The sequence below is a fragment of the Streptomyces mutomycini genome (genome assembly GCF_001700505.1).
GTDB classification, from domain to species: domain Bacteria; phylum Actinomycetota; class Actinomycetes; order Streptomycetales; family Streptomycetaceae; genus Streptomyces; species Streptomyces mutomycini.
This window is the reverse complement of sequence record NZ_MAPV01000078.1, coordinates 1-16,772: the sequence shown is the minus strand read 5'-3', so window position 1 is coordinate 16,772 and position 16,772 is coordinate 1. Positions and strand designations below refer to the sequence as shown.

Sequence of the window (16,772 nt, the reverse complement as noted above, 5' to 3'; positions counted from 1 at the left end):
TCCATGGCTGTCGCTCATGACCGGCGACAGCGTGGCTATTCGGTGCCCAGTCCCGTGGCTATGGACCGGGTGTTGGCGCGCATCATTTCCAGGTAGGTGGCCGCCCCCTCTCCCTTCGTGGTGAGGGATTCGGAGAACAGCGGCACGACGTCCACCTCGATGTCGCTCTCGCGTCGGAGTACCTGGGCCAGACGGTCCGGTTGCGAGGAGTCGGCGAAGATCGCCTTCACCCCCGCCGTCTCGATGGCGTCGGCCAGGGACTTGAGGTCGGACGCGCTCGGCGAGGCGAGGGTGGTCCCGCTCGGGATCACAGCGCCCACGACCCGGAACCCGAAGCGCTGGGCCAGATATCCGAAGACATGGTGGTTGGTCACCAGCCGGCGGCGTTCCGAGGGGATCTCGTCGAACTGTTCCCGCATCCACGTGGTCAGTTCGGCGACCTGCGATCCGTAGGCGGACGCGTTCCTCCCGACGACGTCCTTGTCGACGCCCCGCACGTGCTCGGTGACCTGATCAGCGATCAGCACGGCCGCGTCACCGACCCGTTCAGGGTCGGTCCAGAAGTGAGGATCGGGCTCGTCGGCGGATTCCCCGGTGGTGTAGGTGATCGGATCGACGGCCTCCCCGACCGCCAGAACGGGGACGCCGGCCTCTTCGGCGGCCGCCACATGGCGCAGCACGTTCTCCTCCAGTCCGAGGCCGTTGTGGACGACCAGATCGGCCCGCTCGACGGCCGCCGCCTGCGGGGCCGAGACACCGAAGGAGTGCGGGTCGGCGCCGGCCTCCATCAGCACGGTCACCTCGGCCTGGTCGCCGACGACGTTGCGGGTGATGTCGCCGAGGATGTTCGTGGTGACGACCACCGAGGGGCGGCCCCGCTCGCTGCCCGCGCAGCCGCTCACCACCCCCAGGAGCAGGACGCCGGCCAGGGAGGTGAGCAGAAGACGCCCGGCCACCCGGCGCCTGCGCAAGGTCGCGGAACCGGTGCTCATCGGCCGGCCTCCACCATGTACGTCGGGGCGAAGCCGAGCGGGAAGGTCCGAGCGAGCCGGAGCCGGTCGTTGTAGTCGATCTCGTAGACCTTCCTGGCCGCGGCGTCGTTGACGTACGCGCGGGTGGAGTCGACCTCCACCGAGGCCGACTCGGCCCCCTCGGACAGGAGTTGCCTGCGCGCGACGCTCTTCCCGGTGTCGATGTCGTAGGCGGTGAGCACCCCGTCCTTGCCGAGCGCGAGCAGCGGAGACCCCTCCCCGGCGGTGTTGGCGGCCACGACCGGGCCGGTGTCGACGCGCGTCCAGGCGCGGTCGGTGACATCGAGGACCCAGACGGCGTCGTCTCCCGACCTGGCCGCGAGCGTGGTGCTGCCCGCCCGGTGGTGGAAGCCGACCGCCCTCTCCGCGTCCTTCACCGCCGCGCCGTACGGGATCTTCTCCGCCTCGAACGTGCCTTTGTCCTCGCTGACCAGCAGCGCGCCGTCCTCACACCCGAAGACCACGCCCCGGCGGGTGACGGCTTCGCCGCCCACCTGGGCGCACGGCTCCTTCAGCGCGATGACCCGGACGCCTTCCCGGTCGCGGACCTCGACGGTGTCCTCTCCGGCACCCGCCCCGGTGACCAGCAGATGTTCCCTGTAGGGGACGACCGGCCCGCTTCCCGCGCCGGTGAGCTCGCCGGCACGGGGGACGGTGCCGGCCTCGAGCTTCCCGCGGTCCAGCAGCCGGGTGCCGCCCTCCTGTGCGGACACCGCGGTGACCGCCTGATCGCTGTGGATGTGGGCGGCGTCCGGACCCGCGATGCGTCCCACGTCTCGAACGGCGGCACGGTAGTAGTGGACGTGGTCGCCGTGATCCACCGTCCAGGCACCGGTGTCGACGACGTGGGTGCCGCCGGCGCCGCTCAGGTAGGCGAACCGGCCGTCGGTGCGCAGACCTCGTACGCCGTCGCCGTCCTTGAGCGAGGTGATGTCCTCGGTGATCAGGTCCAGGACCCTGACCGCACCCGTGCCCGCGTCGGCGAGTACGAGCCGGGACTGCTGCTCGGATGCTTCTTCGGCTCCCTCGACGTACCCGTGGGGTTTCGCCGAGACCTTCGGCGGTGCCTTCGTGTCGCTGTCGCTCTGGCAACCGACGAGCAGCCCGGAGCAGGCAAGGGCGGCGCAGGAGAGTGCTGTTGCGGTTCGGATCTTCCTGGGTGTCATGACGGGTGTCCGTATTCCATGTGCGGGCGTTGGGTCGTGGAGGTGGCGGGCGCGGGCACGGCGGCAGAGCGCACCCACCGGTTGCGCAGGCCGGAGGCGGCGGTGGAAAGCAGGAACTGGACGACCGCCGTCGCCGCGATGCTCGCCCCGGCAGCCGTGTGGAGGTGCCAGGAGAGCAGCAGACCGATGAAGGTCGCGCTCGCTCCCAGGCAGGCGGCGCCGATCATGATCACCGGGATGCGCCGGGCCCACGGCAGCACGGCTGCGGGCGGCGCGATCAGCAGGCCGAAGACCAGTAGCGTCCCCACCACGTGGAACGACGCGACGATGGCCAGTGTGAGCAGGGCCAGCAGAGCCGCATGTGCGAGGCGCGGCCGGAGCCCAAGCGTGTGTGCCTTGCGCTCGTCGAAGGCCAGCGCGACGAACGGCCGGTAGCCGAGCACGGAGATCACCAGTGCGATGACCAGCGCGCCCCCGAGGTAGGCCAGGTCGGCCGGACGCACGGCGAGCACGTCACCGAAGAGGAACCCGGTCAGGTCGACCGCGAACGACTGCGAACGCGACACGATGATCACGCCCAGCGACAGCATCCCCACGAACAGCAGGCCGATGCTGGTGTCCTGCGACAGCCGGGGTGACCGGCCGACGACGCTGACGCCGAGAGCCATGACGGCGGCGCTCACGGCGGCGCCGACGAGCAGGTTGCCTCCCGTCAGCGAGGCGAGGGCGATGCCGGGAAGCATGCCGTGCGACATCGCGTCCCCGAAGAACGCCATGCCGCGCAGCACGACCCACGTACCGGCCAGGGCGCAGATCAGCGACACGAGCATGCCGCCCCACAGGGCCCGTTGGACAAAGGCCACCTCGAAGGGGCCCATCAACCATTCCATGCGGCAGGACACTACAATGAAAATGATTATCACTACAATCAAGCACGGCGGAAAGAGGCTCGGAGATGCAGCGACAGGTGGGGCTCGACGGCGTGTCGGCCGGTTATGCGAACCGTGCGGTGCTTGATCAACTGACCCTGCGGATACCGGCGTTCACCACAACCGCCGTGGTCGGACCGAACGGCTCGGGCAAGTCCACGCTGCTCGGTGTGATCGCCGGGGTGATCCGGGTAACAGCGGGTGAGGTGGAGCGCCGGACCGACGGACGGGCGGCGTACGTGACACAGCGCAGCAGGGCGGCCGATGCGCTGCCGCTGACCGTGCGGGACACCGTGGCGATGGGGAGGTGGGGGGCGCGCGGGCCGTGGCGACGGCTCTCACGGCGGGACCTGGACGTCGTGGAGACGAGTATGCGCCGGCTCGGCATCAGCTCCCTCGCCCACCGGCAGCTGGGGGAGCTGTCGGGGGGCCAGCGCCAGCGCGCCCTCGTCGCGCAGGGGTTGGCGCAGGAGGCGGATCTGCTCGTGCTCGACGAGCCCACCACCGGCCTCGACGCGACGGCTCAGCGGCTCATCGCCGATGTGCTGGCCGAGGTCACGGAGGAGGGGGTGACGGTCGTGCAGGCGACCCATGACCTCGAGGTGGCCAGGTCCGCCGGCCACGTCCTGCTGCTCCAGGAGGGCCGGCTGCGGGGGCAGGGGGACCCCCGCGAGGTGCTGACCGGCGACGCGATCGACGAGGTCTGGCAACTTCCGCGGAGGGAGTGAGGCGGGCGAGGCGGCGATCGCGCCGTCCGGGGCCGGCGGTCCGACCGGGCGATCGGCGGACGTATTCATCGGCGGCCCGGATGGGCGACGGCCCGGTCCGGTGGCCGTCAGCCGGTGGCCGGGGTGGGCGAGGTCCGGTCCTGCGGCCGTCAGCCGAGGGGGGCGAACGGTCCCGGGGTCTCGCCCGTCCAGCGGTGCAGACGGATCTCGCCCTCCTGCTGGACGACGCCGTCCTTCTCCACGGCCCGGCCCTCGGCCACGTAGTAACGTCCGTCGCCCAGCGCGTCGAAGCCGTAGCTGCCGTGGAACTCCCAGCCCCGGATGCCCGTCGCGTCGTCGCGCAGACCCGCGTCGCGCAGCGTGAGGAGACGGCCGGTCTCCGGCACGGGCTGTCCTTTGATCTCGCCGCGCACCGGCTCGGCGGAGCCGTCGACGGTGAAGAAGGAGTAGTTGGGGAAGCCCGCCTTCCTGCCCTTGTAGACCGCCATGATCCAGTTCCTGGTGTACGGGTCGTACTGGAGGTTCTGCACGCCGTAGGTGGTGTTGCCGGTGTGGACGAAGAACTTGCCGTCGTGGTGATCGGGGCCGCTGTGGTGGGGGGAGTCCTGGGAGAGCGGCCGCGCGTACCTGCCCCAGGATCTGATGTCGTACTCCAGGATCACCTGGTGGTCGTTGTCGGTCCTGCCGGTGTGGGAGTAGACGCCGTAGGCGACCTTCAGCGTCTGCCTGCCGCCCCGCTCGCCGAACCCGGGGCCGAACGACACGCCGTCGATGCCGCTGCATCCGTAGCGGTGGTCAGGGGTGGCGGCGGTGTCGCCGTCGAAGACGCCGTTGCCGTCCATGTCGGCGGTGAAGTCCGCTGCCACCTCGTCGAGATGGACCGCGGTCATGACGCCGTCCCGCTCGGCGTTCATCCCCACCCGGTCGATCCCGCGGCCGTCGAAGACCGCGATGTAGAACGACTCCGCCGCCTTGTACTCGAGCGATCCGTAGACCCTGCCGTCCCGGTCGTCGACGTCGATGTCACCGAGGTGACCGGTGAGGCCCTCGACGGTCCCGACGACCTTGCCGCCGAGGTCGGTCTTGACGAGCTTCTGGGTGAACGACCAGTAGACGAAACCGCGTTTGCGGTCCACTGTCACCCCTTGCAGATGGCTGGTCGGCCAGGCTCCGCCGTGTACGTAGGACGGGAGCGCGGGCTGCCGTCCGCCGCGGTCACCCTCGGCGGCGTTGCCGGGGGAAGAGGCGGCAAGGAGGAAGGCCGGGACACTGATCCCGGCGACGAGAACGGAGCGGAACGTCCGGAGTTCGCGGCGCACGCGGTTTCCTTTCCACGGGGTCGTGAGCCGGGCCGCACCGTGGGCCCCGCGACGCCCGAGGGGCGAGCGCGGGGCGAACCCGGTGGTGCCCGAGCGGGGAGAACGCCTGGGGTGCCCGTCAGTGCTGGGTCCGCAGCACCTCCGGGTTCGCGCAGTGGGCCGGGGCGCGGCCCGCCAGGAAGCGGGCGACCTCATCGGCCACGAGAGCGGACGCGTTGTGGGCGGTCTGCTTGCTGGCGCCGGCCAGGTGCGGGGTCATGACGACGTTGGGGGTACGCCGCAGCCGGGAGCCGGCCGGGAGCGGCTCCTCGGGGAAGACGTCGAAGGCGGCGCCGAAGAGCCGTCCCTCGTCCAGGGCGTCGCACACGGCGTCGTAGTCGAGCAGGGAGCCGCGGGCGCAGTTGACGAGAACGCCGCCGGGAGGCATGAGCCCGATCAGCTCGTGGGAGAGCAGCCCCTCGGTCTTCGGGGTGGCCCGGGCGTGCACGGTGACGAAGGAGGAGCGGCGCATCAGTTCGGGGAGGTCCACCAGTTCCGCAGGGCCCAGGTCCGCCTCGCCGACGTACGGGTCGGCGACCAGGACACGGGCACCGAAACCGCGGACGATGCGGGCCACCCGCGAGCCGATCGCGCCGTATCCCACGATGCCGACCGTGCTGCCCTCCAGTTCGGGGCCGACGCTGTCGTATCGGTAGTAGTCACCCCGCCAGATGCCCCCGGTGAGGTCGTGGTGGGTTTCGGGGACGCGGCGGGTCGCGGCAAGCATCAGGGCGACCGTGTGCTCGGCGGTGGCGGTCGCGTTGCGGCCGGGGGCGAAGGTGACCGCGACACCGTGCCGGGTCGCCGCCGCGAGATTGGCGTTGACCGGGCCGCCCCGGCCGACGCAGAACAGGCGGAGCCCGGGGCTCGCGTCGAGGACCCGTTCCGTCAGCGGTGCCATCTGGGTCACGCAGATGTCCACACCGTCCAGGGCCTCGATGAGCTGCTCCTCGGTGCCGGAGGCCTCGTGGACCTCGGCCACCGGACCGAAGGGCTCGACGGGCCAGGGCAGGGTGAGTTCACGGAAGGCGGCTCCGGGCGCGAGCGGACGGAGGCTGTCGGTGAACAGGGAGCTGCGGACGAAGTGGTCGCCGGCCGCGAGAATAGTGGTCACTCCGGTACTCCTGGGGTCACGTGCTGGTTCAGCGCCAGCAGGGAGGGTGTGCCGTCGCGGAGGATCAGTTCGTTGAGCGCGCAGTTGGCCAGGTGGGGGAAGACACGGCGGTAGTCCCGCAGTGGCACACCGAGCAGTCGGCACAAAGTGAGCCGGATCGCGGTGGAGTGGGCCACGACGAGGACGCGTCCCTCCCGCTGACCGGCCCGCAGGCCGGCGAGGAAGCCGGCACAGCGTTCGGCGGCCGCGGCGGGATCCTCTCCCTGTGGGAAGTGGCTGCCCACAGGATCGGCCTCGAATGCCTTGAGCGTGCCCGGCAGGCGCTCCCGCATCTCGGCGCGGGTCATCCCCTCGGCGATGCCGAAATCGACTTCGCGCAGCCGTGGTTCGACCGACAGCGGCAGACCGGCGCGGGCCGCGCTCCCCTCCGCCGTCTGCAGGCAGCGACGCATCGGGGAGGACCACACCGCCGTGAGGTCCGCCCGCCCCGCCCAGGAAGCGAGCAGGGCGGCCTGGACGTGGCCGTTCTCGGACAGGTCGATGTCGGTGATCCCGGCGTAGCGGTTCTCCTCGTGCCAGACGCTCTCCCCGTGCCGGACGAGGAAGACATGAAGGCTCATGGCGCGGTCCTTTCCCGTGCGTGGGCCGAGACGGTCTCGGACAGCCAGCCGCGCTGGACCAGCAGATCGAGAAGCCGGGCGTAGCCCTCCTGATGGGCGGACCGATGCACGGACCGCGGCTCCAGGACCCGGCCGGGCCGTACGATCGCGGCGGCGGCACGGTCCAGACCGCCCGCACCCCCACAGGAGGACGCGGCGAGTACGGCCATGCCGAGCGCGGGCTGGGCATGGAGGGGCAGGGACAGTGGCCGGCGCAGCACATCGGCGCGCAGCTGGTTCCACACCGGGTTACGGGTCGCGCCGCCGGTGAGGACGACCGTCCCGTCGGTGGGGGCGCCGAGCAGGTCCAGGTAGTCGAAGCACAGGCGTTCGAGATACGCGACGCCCTGCATCAGTGCGGCGAAGTCCTCGGCGCGGCCCGCCGGTTCGCGGCTGCTGAACGCGACGGCGTCCGGGGCGACGAAGGGGAACCGCTCCCCGGGTGAGACCAGCGGATAGCGCAGCAGGCCGGTGGGCAGCAGGGGAGCCGCCTCGTCGGTCAGCCGGTCCAGGCCGGCGCCCGCGAACTCCCGTGCGACCAGGCCCGCCCCGGTGCTGGAGGCGCCACCGGGCAGCCAGTGACCGGAGGGGGACCGGTGGGAGTAGACGATGCCGCTCGGATCATGCAGCAGGTCCTCGGTGACGCCCTTGAGGACGAGTGTGGTGCCCAGGACCGAGTTCCAGCTGCCGACCGCGGTCGCCCCGGAGCCGAGTTGGGCGGCACAGCCGTCGGTCATCCCCGCGACCACGGGAATGCCGGGGACGAGCCCGCACTCGGCCGCGGCACCGGCGCACACCTCGCCGACCACCGTGCCGGGCACCACCAGACCGGGCAGGACCCCCGTGGGGATCGCCAGCTCGGCGAACACCTGCTCGGGCCAGGTCACCGTCGCCGCGTCGGCCCCGGACTTGAGGGCGTTGCTGGTGTCGGTGGGCACGTCGTGCCCGACGAGCCTGCGGTTGATCACGTCGTTCTGGTGGGCGAGGCGCCAGCCGTCCGCCACCGCGTGCGGGTACCGGTCGAGCATCCAGCGGAGCTTGGGAAGCCCCCAGGACCGCTGCATCCGCCGGTAGCCGGCCTTGGCCCACTGCTCTTCGCCGAGCGCGTTGACCTGCTCCGCCTCCACGGTGGCGCGGCCGTCGTCGTACATGAGGCCGGGGGTCACGCACCGGCCGTGCCGGTCGGTCAGAGTGACGGTTCCCGAGGTCGCGTCGACGGCCACCGCCCGGATACGGCGTGGATCGGCGCCTGCGGCGCAGGTCTGCCCGACGGCCGAGCAGACCGCGCTCCACCACTGTTGCGGGTCCTGTTCATGGCGTTCGCCCCGCCGGTGACTGGTCAGCGGCGACGATCCCGTGCCGAGCAGCCGGCCGTCCGAGGTCACGGCGACCGCACGGACTCCCTGGGTGCCCAGGTCGATTCCCAGCCACACGTCCGGGGCGGCGCCGGTCACGCGCCGGCTCCGCCGGCGAGGCCCGCGCCGCCGCGTCCGAGCGCCCAGATCGGCCTGTGCAGCTCCCGCAGCCGCAGGAACTCCGCGTATCGGTCGCCCACGGCCCGGCCCTTGGCGGGGTCAGGCTCGCAGGTGGCGGAGATCCGCACGTGCCGTGCCGCCGCGGTGGCGAAGTCCGGCTCACGGCCGGTCGCGACCATGCCGGTCAGCCAGGCGCCGCGGGCCCCGGTCTCCGTGTCCGCGGTGATCGCCACCGGCAGACCGACGACATCCGCGATCAGCCGTGTCCAGTACGCGCTCCGGGCACCGCCGCCGCTGAGGGTCAACAGCTCCGGAGCGGCCGCGGAGGCGGCGAGGCAGTCGCGGATGGCCATGGTGGCGCCCTCCACCACCGCGCGGGCCACGTCCTCGCGGCCGCTGTCCAGGGACAGACCGGACAGGGAACCGCGGGCGCCCGGGTCGAAGAACGGGGCGCGTTCACCGGCGGAGGAGACATAGGGCAGGAACCGCACTCCGGCCGTGTCCTCGGCGCCGCGCTCGGCCAGGGTCATCAGGTCGGTGACCGAGCCGAGCCCGAGAAGCCGTGCGCCCCAGTGCAGCATGTCGCCGCCGCTCATGGTGGGGAACGCGCGCAGATAGTGTCCGGGGACGCCCAGGGTGACGGTGATGCCCACCGGCTCGTCGTCAAGCACACAGTCGGCGGAGTCGGTGACGATCTCGGTGGACAGGGTCGTGCCGAGTACGGTGCAGGCCCGGCCGGTGCTGACCGCCCCGGAGCCGATGGCGGTCGCACAGATGTCGTAGGGCGCCAGCACCACGGGGATCCCGGCGGGCAGCCCCGTCTCCTCGGTCGCGGCGCTGCTGAGCGCGGTCACCCGGTGGTCGTCGTCCCGGAGCGGGGGCAGCAGGTCGCGGGCCCACTCCACGCCGTACAGCTCGAACAGCCGGTCGGACCACGTGCGTCGCCCGAGGTCGAGGAAGGGCGCCGATGCCTCGGACTCGTCCACGGCCGCTTCTCCGGTGAGTTTCAGGAAGAGCCAGCCGCCGCAGGTCAGCAGGTGGCGCGAGCGACGTGTCCGGTCCGGGTCGTGCTCCCGCATCCAGGCCAGTACGGCGTTGGGCATGCCGGTGGACAGCCGGGAGCCGCAGATCCTGAAGGCCTCCTCCAGGGTGCCGTCGCGCTCCCACCCGGTGACCAGATCGGCGGCCCGGCCGTCGTTCCACAGCACGGCGGGCCCGGTGGGCCTGCCCCGGTCGTCGACGAGCCACGCTCCGTCTCCCTGCCCGGTGACGGCGACCAGCTCCGGCGGCTCGGGCAGCGCGGCCACCACCTCGCGGGTGGCGGAGGCGACCGCCCCCCAGACGTGGCCCATGTCCTGCTCCGCCCGGCCGGGCAGGGGCCGCAGTACCCGGGTCGGCCGGTGACAGACTGTCAGTTCCTCCCCGTCCGATCCGTATCCGACCACTTTGACGGTGGTGGTGCCGGCGTCGATGGCCAGCGACGTCATGCCCTCAGCCCCTTCCGTGTGCCTGCCGCGAACGGCGGGCGGCGGAGTCCAGGCCGACGGCGACCAGCAGCACGCAGCCCGTGATGACGAATCGGTACGAGGAGTCGAGATTGAGCAGGGTGAGCCCGCTGGAGATCGACTGGATGACGACGACGCCGAGCAGGGCGGCGAAAGCCGAACCACGGCCGCCGAAGAGACTCGTCCCGCCGATCACCGCGGCGGCGATGGCGTTGAGGTTCACGTCCGAGGTGCCGGTGCTCTGGTTCGCCGCGGCGAGACGGGCCGCGGCCAGGACCCCACCGGTCGCGGCGAGCGTGGAACACAGGACGAACGCCGCGGTGTACACGCCGCGTACGTCGATACCCGCCCTGCGCGCGGCCTCCGCGTTGCCGCCCACCGCGTACAGCGACCGGCCGAACCCGGTCCTGGTGAGGACGTAGTGCAGGATCAGGACCAGGCCGACGAAGAGCACGAACATCCACGGCACACCGCGCGTCCGGTTCAGGTAGTACACCGCGAAGAGCAGCGCCGCCGCCAGCGCGAGGGACTGCGCCGCCAGCCACCGCGGCGAGACGGACGACAGCCCGGCACGGCGGCGGCTGCGGGCCCGGGTCAGGCCGACCGCGAGGAAACCGCCCGCCGCGAGGAGCATGAGGGCGTAGGCCGCCACGTCGGGGACGAACCACACCTGCGCGAACCTCACCAGGCCGGAGTCGTACGGCAGGTTGATGGCGTTCTGGCCCCGCAGGAGCCAGAGCTGGGTGCCGAGGAAGGCCAGCAGGCCGCCCAGGGTGACGACGAAGCTGGGCACACCGAAACGGTTGAGCACCTGCCCGTAGAGCCAGCCGATCAGCGCGCCGACGCCGGCCGCCACCAGGATCGCCAGCCACACCGACTGCTCGTGACGGACCATCACCACACCCGTGGTCGCGGCCGCGACGCCGCTCACGGAGCCGACCGACAGGTCGATCTGGCCGACCAGCAGGACGCACACGATGCCGAGCGCGATCACCCCCAGGGGCACCATGTCGAACGCCAGGTTCACCAGGTTGGTGCTGGACAGGAAGGTGCGGTTCAGCGACTGGAAGATCGTCCAGATCACCACGACACCGGCGACGACCGGCAGCATGCCCAGGTCGCCGTCCCGGGCCCGGCGGACCGTGCCGCGGACGCTGTCGCGGAAACCGTGCCGGGCCGCCGGAGGCTCGTCCGGCCGGCCGGTGGCCGCCGCCACCGGAGAACCGAGAGAGGTCACTGCTGTTCCTCCTCTTCCCGAGGGATGGCCGCGCGCCGCGTGGCACGCTGCGAAACGGCGTTGTCGGCGGCGCCGGTGATCGCGGCGACGATCTCCTCGGAGGAGACCCCCCGGGCGTCGAACACACCGTTGTTGCGGCCGAGCCGGAGCACGGCCACCCGGTCGGCGACCGCCCGGACGTCCTCCATGTTGTGGCTGATCATGACGATGCCGAGCCCGTTGTCCCTCAGCCGCTCGATGAGGTTGAGCACCTCGGCGGTCTGCGCGACACCGAGGGCGGCCGTCGGTTCGTCGAGCAGGACGACCTCCGGCCGGCCGAGCAGAGCCCGGGCGATCGCCACCGTCTGCCGCTGACCGCCCGAGAGCGCGGCCACCGGGACGTCGAGCGAGGGAATCCTGGCGCGCAGCTCACGCAGCAGCTCCCAGGACCGCTTCTCCATGGCGACGTCGTCCAGCATCCAGGGCCGTAGCTCCTGGCCCAGGAAGAGGTTCGCCTTGACGTCGAGGTTCTCGCACAGCGCCAGGTCCTGGTAGACCGTCGCGATGCCCAGCGCGTGTGCGGCGCCCGGGGAATCGAACGAGACTTCCCTGCCGTGGACGGAGACCGTCCCCGCGTCGGGGGCGTACACCCCCGACAGGATCTTCACGAGTGTGGACTTTCCGGCCCCGTTGTCCCCGACCACGGCGACCACCTCACCGGCCGCGACATCGAGGTCGATCCCGCTCAGCGCCGCGACCGCGCCGAACTGCTTGCTCACTCCCCTCAGCGACAGCACGCCGGTCCCGGCGGTTCCGGGGCCCGGTCCGGGAGGCGTACCGGAGGCCGTCCCGGGGATCGCGGAGCTTGTCATGGGTCCCCTCTCTCGCTCTGGCACAGGACGGCCGCTATTCGATGCCCAGCCGCCGGCAGTCGTCGGCGTACACGCGGGTGCAGACGTCCTCGGCCTTGAGCACCCCGTCAGGGCCGAAGACGACCTCCTTGAGGTTCTCCCGGGTCACCACCGTCGGCTCGAACAGCTGCGACGGCGTGCCGAAGAGCGTCGAGTCCGCCTTCGGCGTCTCACCCTCCATCAGCTGATGGGCGGCCTCCGCCGCCGCCTCCGCGACCGTCTTGATGGGCTTGTTGATGGTGTTGTACTGGTCGCCCGAGACGATGCGCTGGACCGCCGCCAGCTCGGCGTCGTTGCCGGTGACCGGAGGGACCTCCACCTCGGCGCCCTTGAAGGCCGCGATCGCCCCGCCCCCGGTGCCGTCGTTGGCGGCCACCACACCGGCGATCCCGCCGGGGTACTGGGCGATCTGACCGCTCACCCACTGCTGCGCCTTCTCCGGTGACCACTCCGGGGTGTCGTACTCGGCGAGCAGGTCGAACCCGCTGTCATCCACGGCCTTGTGGATGCCCTTCTTGATCAGCCCGGCAGCCGCGTCGGTCGGAGAACCGTTGACCTGGAGTAGCCCGCCTTTCGCCCCCGCCTTCTCGAGACGGCCGACCAGCGACCGGCCGATGGACTCGCCGATCGCCTCGTTGTCGAACGAGACGTAGAAGTCCGCCGGCTTCTTGGAGACCGGCCGGTCGTATGCGATCACCTTGACGCCCTGGGAATGCGCCGTCTGCACGATGGTGGACGCCGAGTCGGAGTCGACCGGGTCCAGCACGATTACCTTGGCGCCCTGCGCCATTGCGGAGTTGGCCTGCTGCTGCTGCAACGAGGCGTCGCTGTCGGCGTTCTGGTAGATGACCCCGCACTCCTGGCAGAGCGCACGCATGCGCTTCCTGAAGAGTGGGGCGTCGTACTGCTCGTACCGGGTGGAGGCGAGGTCAGGCATCAGGAACGCGACCTTGCCCACGCCGCTGCCGTCGTCGGAGCCACTCGTAGCCGGTTCCTCCGCGCACGATACGAGCGTGCCCATGGCGAGGATCCCTATGAGAGCAAGACGTGCCGGTCTTCTCATGTTCCACTCCCTGCTCATGGACACTGAAGGCAACGCTCAGGAAACTCAGATGTTTCATTTGTGTCAACGGACCGCAGTAATTGAACAATTGCCGTGCCGCTTATCCGGCCTTCGATGTTCGCTCGGCGAAATGGCGGGCGGGTGGGATCCGCGAGGCGTGATGAGAGGTCCGGCCGTATGCCGTCGTCCCGAAGCGGGCGACAGTGCCGGCAGGTGCACAGACGGCCTCTGCGGAGGGAGCGGGGAACGAGGCAAGGGGCCGGTCCGGGGATGTTCACTTCACAGAAAAGGAACAGGAGCTTCCATGGGAGCAGACGACCGGCACCCGGCCGACATGAGCGGCAGGAAACCCCGCGAGCGGAGGGAGCGGATCAAGGGGCGCGTCGTGGACATGGGGTTCGTCCGGATCGATCAGCTGGCCGACGAACTGGGCGTGACCGCCATGACGATCCGCCGGGACCTCGACCACCTGCAGGACCGGGGCTGGCTGAGGAAGGTCCGCGGCGGCGCGACCGCCCAGCCCTCGACCGCCTTCCACGGCGATGTCCGCCACCGTGCCCGCGCCATGACCGCGGCGAAGGACGCCATCGCCCGCGCCGCCCTGCCCCTGGTCAAACCCGGGCAAGCGGTCGTCATCGACGACAGTACGACGGCGCTGGCGCTCACCCGTCTCCTCGACCGGCACACCCCCTTGACCGTCATCACCAACTTCGGGCCCGTCACCCAGGCGCTGGCCGACAGCCCGGGCATCGAGCTCATCTCGCTGGGCGGCACCTACTACCCGGCCTACGACGCCTTCCTCGGCCTGCGCACCGTGGACGCCGTGACCAGTCTCAGCGCCGACACGCTCTTCGCCTCCACGACCGCCATCACGCGTGGCCACTGCTACCACCAGTCGCAGGAGACGGTGGCGGTGAAGCGTGCCCTGATGGACGCCTGTGCGCGCAAGGTCCTTCTCGTCGACCACACGAAGTTCCGCCGCCGCGGTCTCTACCAGCTGGCCCCGGTGACCGCCTTCGACCTCGTCATCGTCGACTCCGGCATCCCGGCCTTCGACCTCGACGCGCTCCAGGCCGACGGCGTCGAGGTCCTCGTGGCCCGCCCCGAACAGCCGCGTCCGTAGTCGATTCCGGGTCTGGGTGCGCCGGGCCCGCCCTGCAAGGTGGATGCGCAGGTTCGGGGTTCGAGGAAGAGAGGGGTGGGCCTCGGCGTCAGCCCGAACGCGCCGCACGCCTAAATGAGTTACGCCCGATCGCCGAGCCGGGGACGAGCGCTCAGGAGTGCCGTGGGTGGGTGATGTCGAGGAGCTGTGTGGGGCGGATGACATGCGATCGTCTTATATGTAGTGAGTGTTAGCCTGCGTGCGGTCAAGATCGAACGCATACGGGGGAGGCGCGGTGGGCTTCGACGGCTACCGGATCAAGGCAGGTATGACCGGCCAGGCCCAGCAACTCGACGACGCCGGAACGGATATGGACGGCGTCAGCTCGGCCGTCAAGTCCCGCACGAGCTACTCGTACGACGACGCCGGCGGCGATGACGCCGCCTCGGCGCTCAACGCGTTCGTCAAGGCGTGGGAGGCGGAGGCCAAGACACTGGCGTCGGCGTTGCACGAGCTCGGTGGCAAGGTGCAGTTGGCCAAGAGCGCCTACCGCGGCAGCGACGGTCTGGTGATGACAGGCGTGGACAGTGTCTCCGTCGGTGGCACGAGCAGTGTCAGCGGCACACCGAAGCAGGGCGGGCGCAGCTCGGTCCTGTCGAGCTACTGAGGAGCGAGCCGGTGTCGTTCCTCCCCTCTCCCTTCGACTCCCCTTCCTTCCGCCTCGCGTGGCTCGCCGGGCTGTCCAAGAAGCTGCTCGGTGCCGGGAGCAAGAACGAGGTTCTCGACCTGATTGACGACGCCCTCTCGGTGCCCGCACCGGGCGGGAACCAAGGTGTCATCGAGGGCCTGGCAACCCTCTACCGAAGCCAGGTCGGCAACGTCGGCAGCGTCTTCGACCAGGTCGACCGGGTGGGTCGCAAGGGTCTTCCGGAAGTGTGGGCCGGCGACACGGGCGTCCTGGCCTCCGACGTGGTGAAAGCCGCCGGGCGGGCCGCGACCCAGATGAGCGAGGCGTTCCAGGAAAGCGCGACGGTGCTGCTGACGCTGGCCGACGCGATCGGCGCCGCGCAGCGCAAGGACGAGCAGGGCCGCGGACAGCTGGTGGAGCAGAAGAAGATGCTCGGCGGCAGGGACGGGTTCTTCGACGACCTGCGCGAGAACGACGAGGAGGAGTGGGACCGGAAGAACGCCGCCCACCTCGGCTCCTACGCGGTCGACCTGATGCACGCCGCCGTCTCCGAGGCGCAGGAAGCCACCCGCGTCGCGGCCCGCGACCTGAACAAGTGGGCCGCCGAGGCCCGGGCCGGGAAGATGGAGACCAGCGAACTCACCGCCGTCGACAAGCTGATGCTCGCCGACGCGGGTGTCGCGGGCGCCGACACGGAGCTGAACGAGATCCTCAAGGCCGGTGAGCTGGCGCGCGCGTCAACGCGTATGGACCTGCTGAGCCTCGACGACGAGATGGCCATGGAGCGGATGCTGGCGAAATCGGAGAACCCGCAGGAGCGGGCCTATCTGATGAAGGCCCTGGCCGCCGGCCACAGTGTCGCCGATATCGGGGAGTTCCAGGACAAGATCCACGGCAAGGACCCCGACTGGATGCGCCGGCACCTCACTCCGGTGGTCACCGCCGAGGACAGCATGAACGACGAGGGCCTGGCGGCGAACGGCTCGAACAACAACACGGACTCCGTCACGTTCGACGGTCAGCGGTGGATCCAGGGCGGCGACGGCTCGGAGGGCACCTGCGTGGCGTCGTCCACCGTCACCTCCCGCGCCATGATCGACCCCTTGTACGCGCTCGAACTCACCGGCGGTCCCGACGGGCAGGAGGACGACCCCGACGCCTTCAGGCAGCGGCTGGTGGCCGAACAGCACCGGCTGCACACCGAAGGCGACGGCGGCGAGAACTGGACGGGCATGGGGCCCGAGGGGCAGGAACGGATCAATGACACCGCCGTCGGCAGTGCCACCGGCAGCGACTACCAGCGTCAGGACCTGGACAGCGCCGCCGACCGCAGGGCGGTCCTCACCGAAGTCGAGAAGTCGGTGGCGCAGGGGCATCCGGTGCCGGTCGACGTTTCGGGCAAGGACGGCGCCCACGCGATGACCATCATCGCCCAGGAGGGTGACATGCTTCAGGTGTACAACCCCTGGGGCTCGACCACTTGGGTCAGCGAGGACGACTTCATCAACGGCCACATGGGCAAGGCTTCCGACAGTGATCTCCCCAACGCGTACAGTGTCTACCTTCCGCGGTAGCAGGGGCGGTGCCGCGATCGCGGCGGCCGCGCTCCTCGCTCTCGCCACGGGCTGCGGCTCCGGCAGCGACGAACCGGCCGGCGGCTCCGCGCGCACCACGAGCCACCCGGTCAAGGACACCAGCATCACTGCCGAGCCGGGCGAGCGCTTCACGCTCACCGTCGACCAGAACGCCTCCACCCGCGAGTACTGGTATCTGGTCGACCCCGGGCCCGACAGTTCGGTGCTCGTCAGCCGGGGCCGGGACTACGCG

At 70.8% G+C, this 16,772-nt stretch carries 15 protein-coding genes and 1 pseudogene; 5 read left to right on the top strand and 11 right to left on the bottom strand.

Annotated features, from left to right (window positions below; translation table 11 throughout):
- Positions 1–35: 35 nt before the first annotated feature.
- The 3 genes from aztC to aztB are packed head-to-tail and all read right to left on the bottom strand — an operon-like array spanning position 36 to position 3,087.
- Positions 36–992 (bottom strand): zinc ABC transporter substrate-binding protein AztC, encoded by a 957-nt coding sequence (aztC, locus tag BFF76_RS12185; RefSeq protein WP_065848193.1) that lies wholly within the window; start codon positions 990–992, stop codon positions 36–38.
- Positions 989–2,197, bottom strand: coding sequence for a hypothetical protein (locus tag BFF76_RS12180; RefSeq protein WP_065848192.1), 1,209 nt, complete (start codon positions 2,195–2,197; stop codon positions 989–991). Before BFF76_RS12180 ends, aztC begins: the two co-directional genes overlap by 4 nt.
- Positions 2,194–3,087, bottom strand: a complete 894-nt coding sequence (gene aztB, locus BFF76_RS12175; protein ID WP_031095104.1) for a zinc ABC transporter permease AztB — start codon at positions 3,085–3,087, stop codon at positions 2,194–2,196. Before aztB ends, BFF76_RS12180 begins: the two co-directional genes overlap by 4 nt.
- A 65-nt stretch (positions 3,088–3,152) precedes the next feature.
- On the opposite strand from aztB, the gene aztA reads away from it, so the two are divergent.
- Positions 3,153–3,854, top strand: coding sequence for a zinc ABC transporter ATP-binding protein AztA (gene aztA, locus BFF76_RS12170; RefSeq protein WP_031095106.1), 702 nt, complete (start codon positions 3,153–3,155; stop codon positions 3,852–3,854).
- A 149-nt stretch (positions 3,855–4,003) separates the two neighbouring features.
- Here the strand turns inward: aztA and BFF76_RS12165 are convergent, their stop codons facing one another.
- From BFF76_RS12165 to BFF76_RS12130, 8 genes are all read right to left on the bottom strand, one after another.
- Complete coding sequence (locus BFF76_RS12165; RefSeq protein ID WP_031095108.1) at positions 4,004–5,173, bottom strand: hypothetical protein; 1,170 nt, start codon at positions 5,171–5,173, stop codon at positions 4,004–4,006.
- A gap of 118 nt (positions 5,174–5,291) precedes the next feature.
- Entirely contained in the window at positions 5,292–6,326 is a 1,035-nt protein-coding gene (locus tag BFF76_RS12160; protein ID WP_031095110.1) for a 2-hydroxyacid dehydrogenase, read from the bottom strand.
- A complete protein-coding gene (locus BFF76_RS12155) occupies positions 6,323–6,946 on the bottom strand; it encodes a histidine phosphatase family protein (protein ID WP_065848191.1) in 624 nt (207 codons plus the stop codon). The genes BFF76_RS12160 and BFF76_RS12155 overlap by 4 nt, the downstream gene beginning before the upstream one ends.
- Complete coding sequence (locus tag BFF76_RS12150; protein ID WP_031095113.1) at positions 6,943–8,439, bottom strand: FGGY-family carbohydrate kinase; 1,497 nt, start codon at positions 8,437–8,439, stop codon at positions 6,943–6,945. The genes BFF76_RS12155 and BFF76_RS12150 overlap by 4 nt, the downstream gene beginning before the upstream one ends.
- Positions 8,436–9,947, bottom strand: coding sequence for an FGGY-family carbohydrate kinase (locus tag BFF76_RS12145; protein ID WP_065848190.1), 1,512 nt, complete (start codon positions 9,945–9,947; stop codon positions 8,436–8,438). Before BFF76_RS12145 ends, BFF76_RS12150 begins: the two co-directional genes overlap by 4 nt.
- Positions 9,948–9,951: 4 nt before the next feature.
- The gene (locus BFF76_RS12140; protein WP_053929664.1) at positions 9,952–11,202 is read right to left on the bottom strand and encodes a sugar ABC transporter permease; all 1,251 of its coding nucleotides are present in this window, start codon (positions 11,200–11,202) and stop codon (positions 9,952–9,954) included.
- Entirely contained in the window at positions 11,199–12,053 is an 855-nt protein-coding gene (locus BFF76_RS12135) for an ATP-binding cassette domain-containing protein (RefSeq protein WP_079122376.1), read from the bottom strand. The genes BFF76_RS12140 and BFF76_RS12135 overlap by 4 nt, the downstream gene beginning before the upstream one ends.
- Positions 12,054–12,087: 34 nt before the next feature.
- Positions 12,088–13,155 (bottom strand): ABC transporter substrate-binding protein, encoded by a 1,068-nt coding sequence (locus BFF76_RS12130; RefSeq protein WP_065848189.1) that lies wholly within the window; start codon positions 13,153–13,155, stop codon positions 12,088–12,090.
- A gap of 334 nt (positions 13,156–13,489) precedes the next feature.
- Here BFF76_RS12130 and BFF76_RS12125 point away from each other — a divergent pair, with 334 nt between their 5' ends.
- The 4 genes and pseudogenes from BFF76_RS12125 to BFF76_RS12110 all read left to right on the top strand — a co-directional run.
- Positions 13,490–14,278, top strand: coding sequence for a DeoR/GlpR family DNA-binding transcription regulator (locus BFF76_RS12125; protein WP_079122379.1), 789 nt, complete (start codon positions 13,490–13,492; stop codon positions 14,276–14,278).
- Positions 14,279–14,516: 238 nt separating this feature from the next.
- On the top strand, positions 14,517–14,924 hold the full coding sequence (locus BFF76_RS12120) for a hypothetical protein (protein WP_244167264.1): 408 nt from the start codon (positions 14,517–14,519) through the stop codon (positions 14,922–14,924).
- An 11-nt stretch (positions 14,925–14,935) separates the two neighbouring features.
- The gene (locus BFF76_RS12115) at positions 14,936–16,519 is read left to right on the top strand and encodes a peptidoglycan-binding protein (RefSeq protein ID WP_031095128.1); all 1,584 of its coding nucleotides are present in this window, start codon (positions 14,936–14,938) and stop codon (positions 16,517–16,519) included.
- A pseudogene (locus tag BFF76_RS12110) lies at positions 16,500–16,772 on the top strand (protease inhibitor I42 family protein); the annotation flags it as partial. The gene BFF76_RS12115 and the pseudogene BFF76_RS12110, both read left to right, overlap by 20 nt.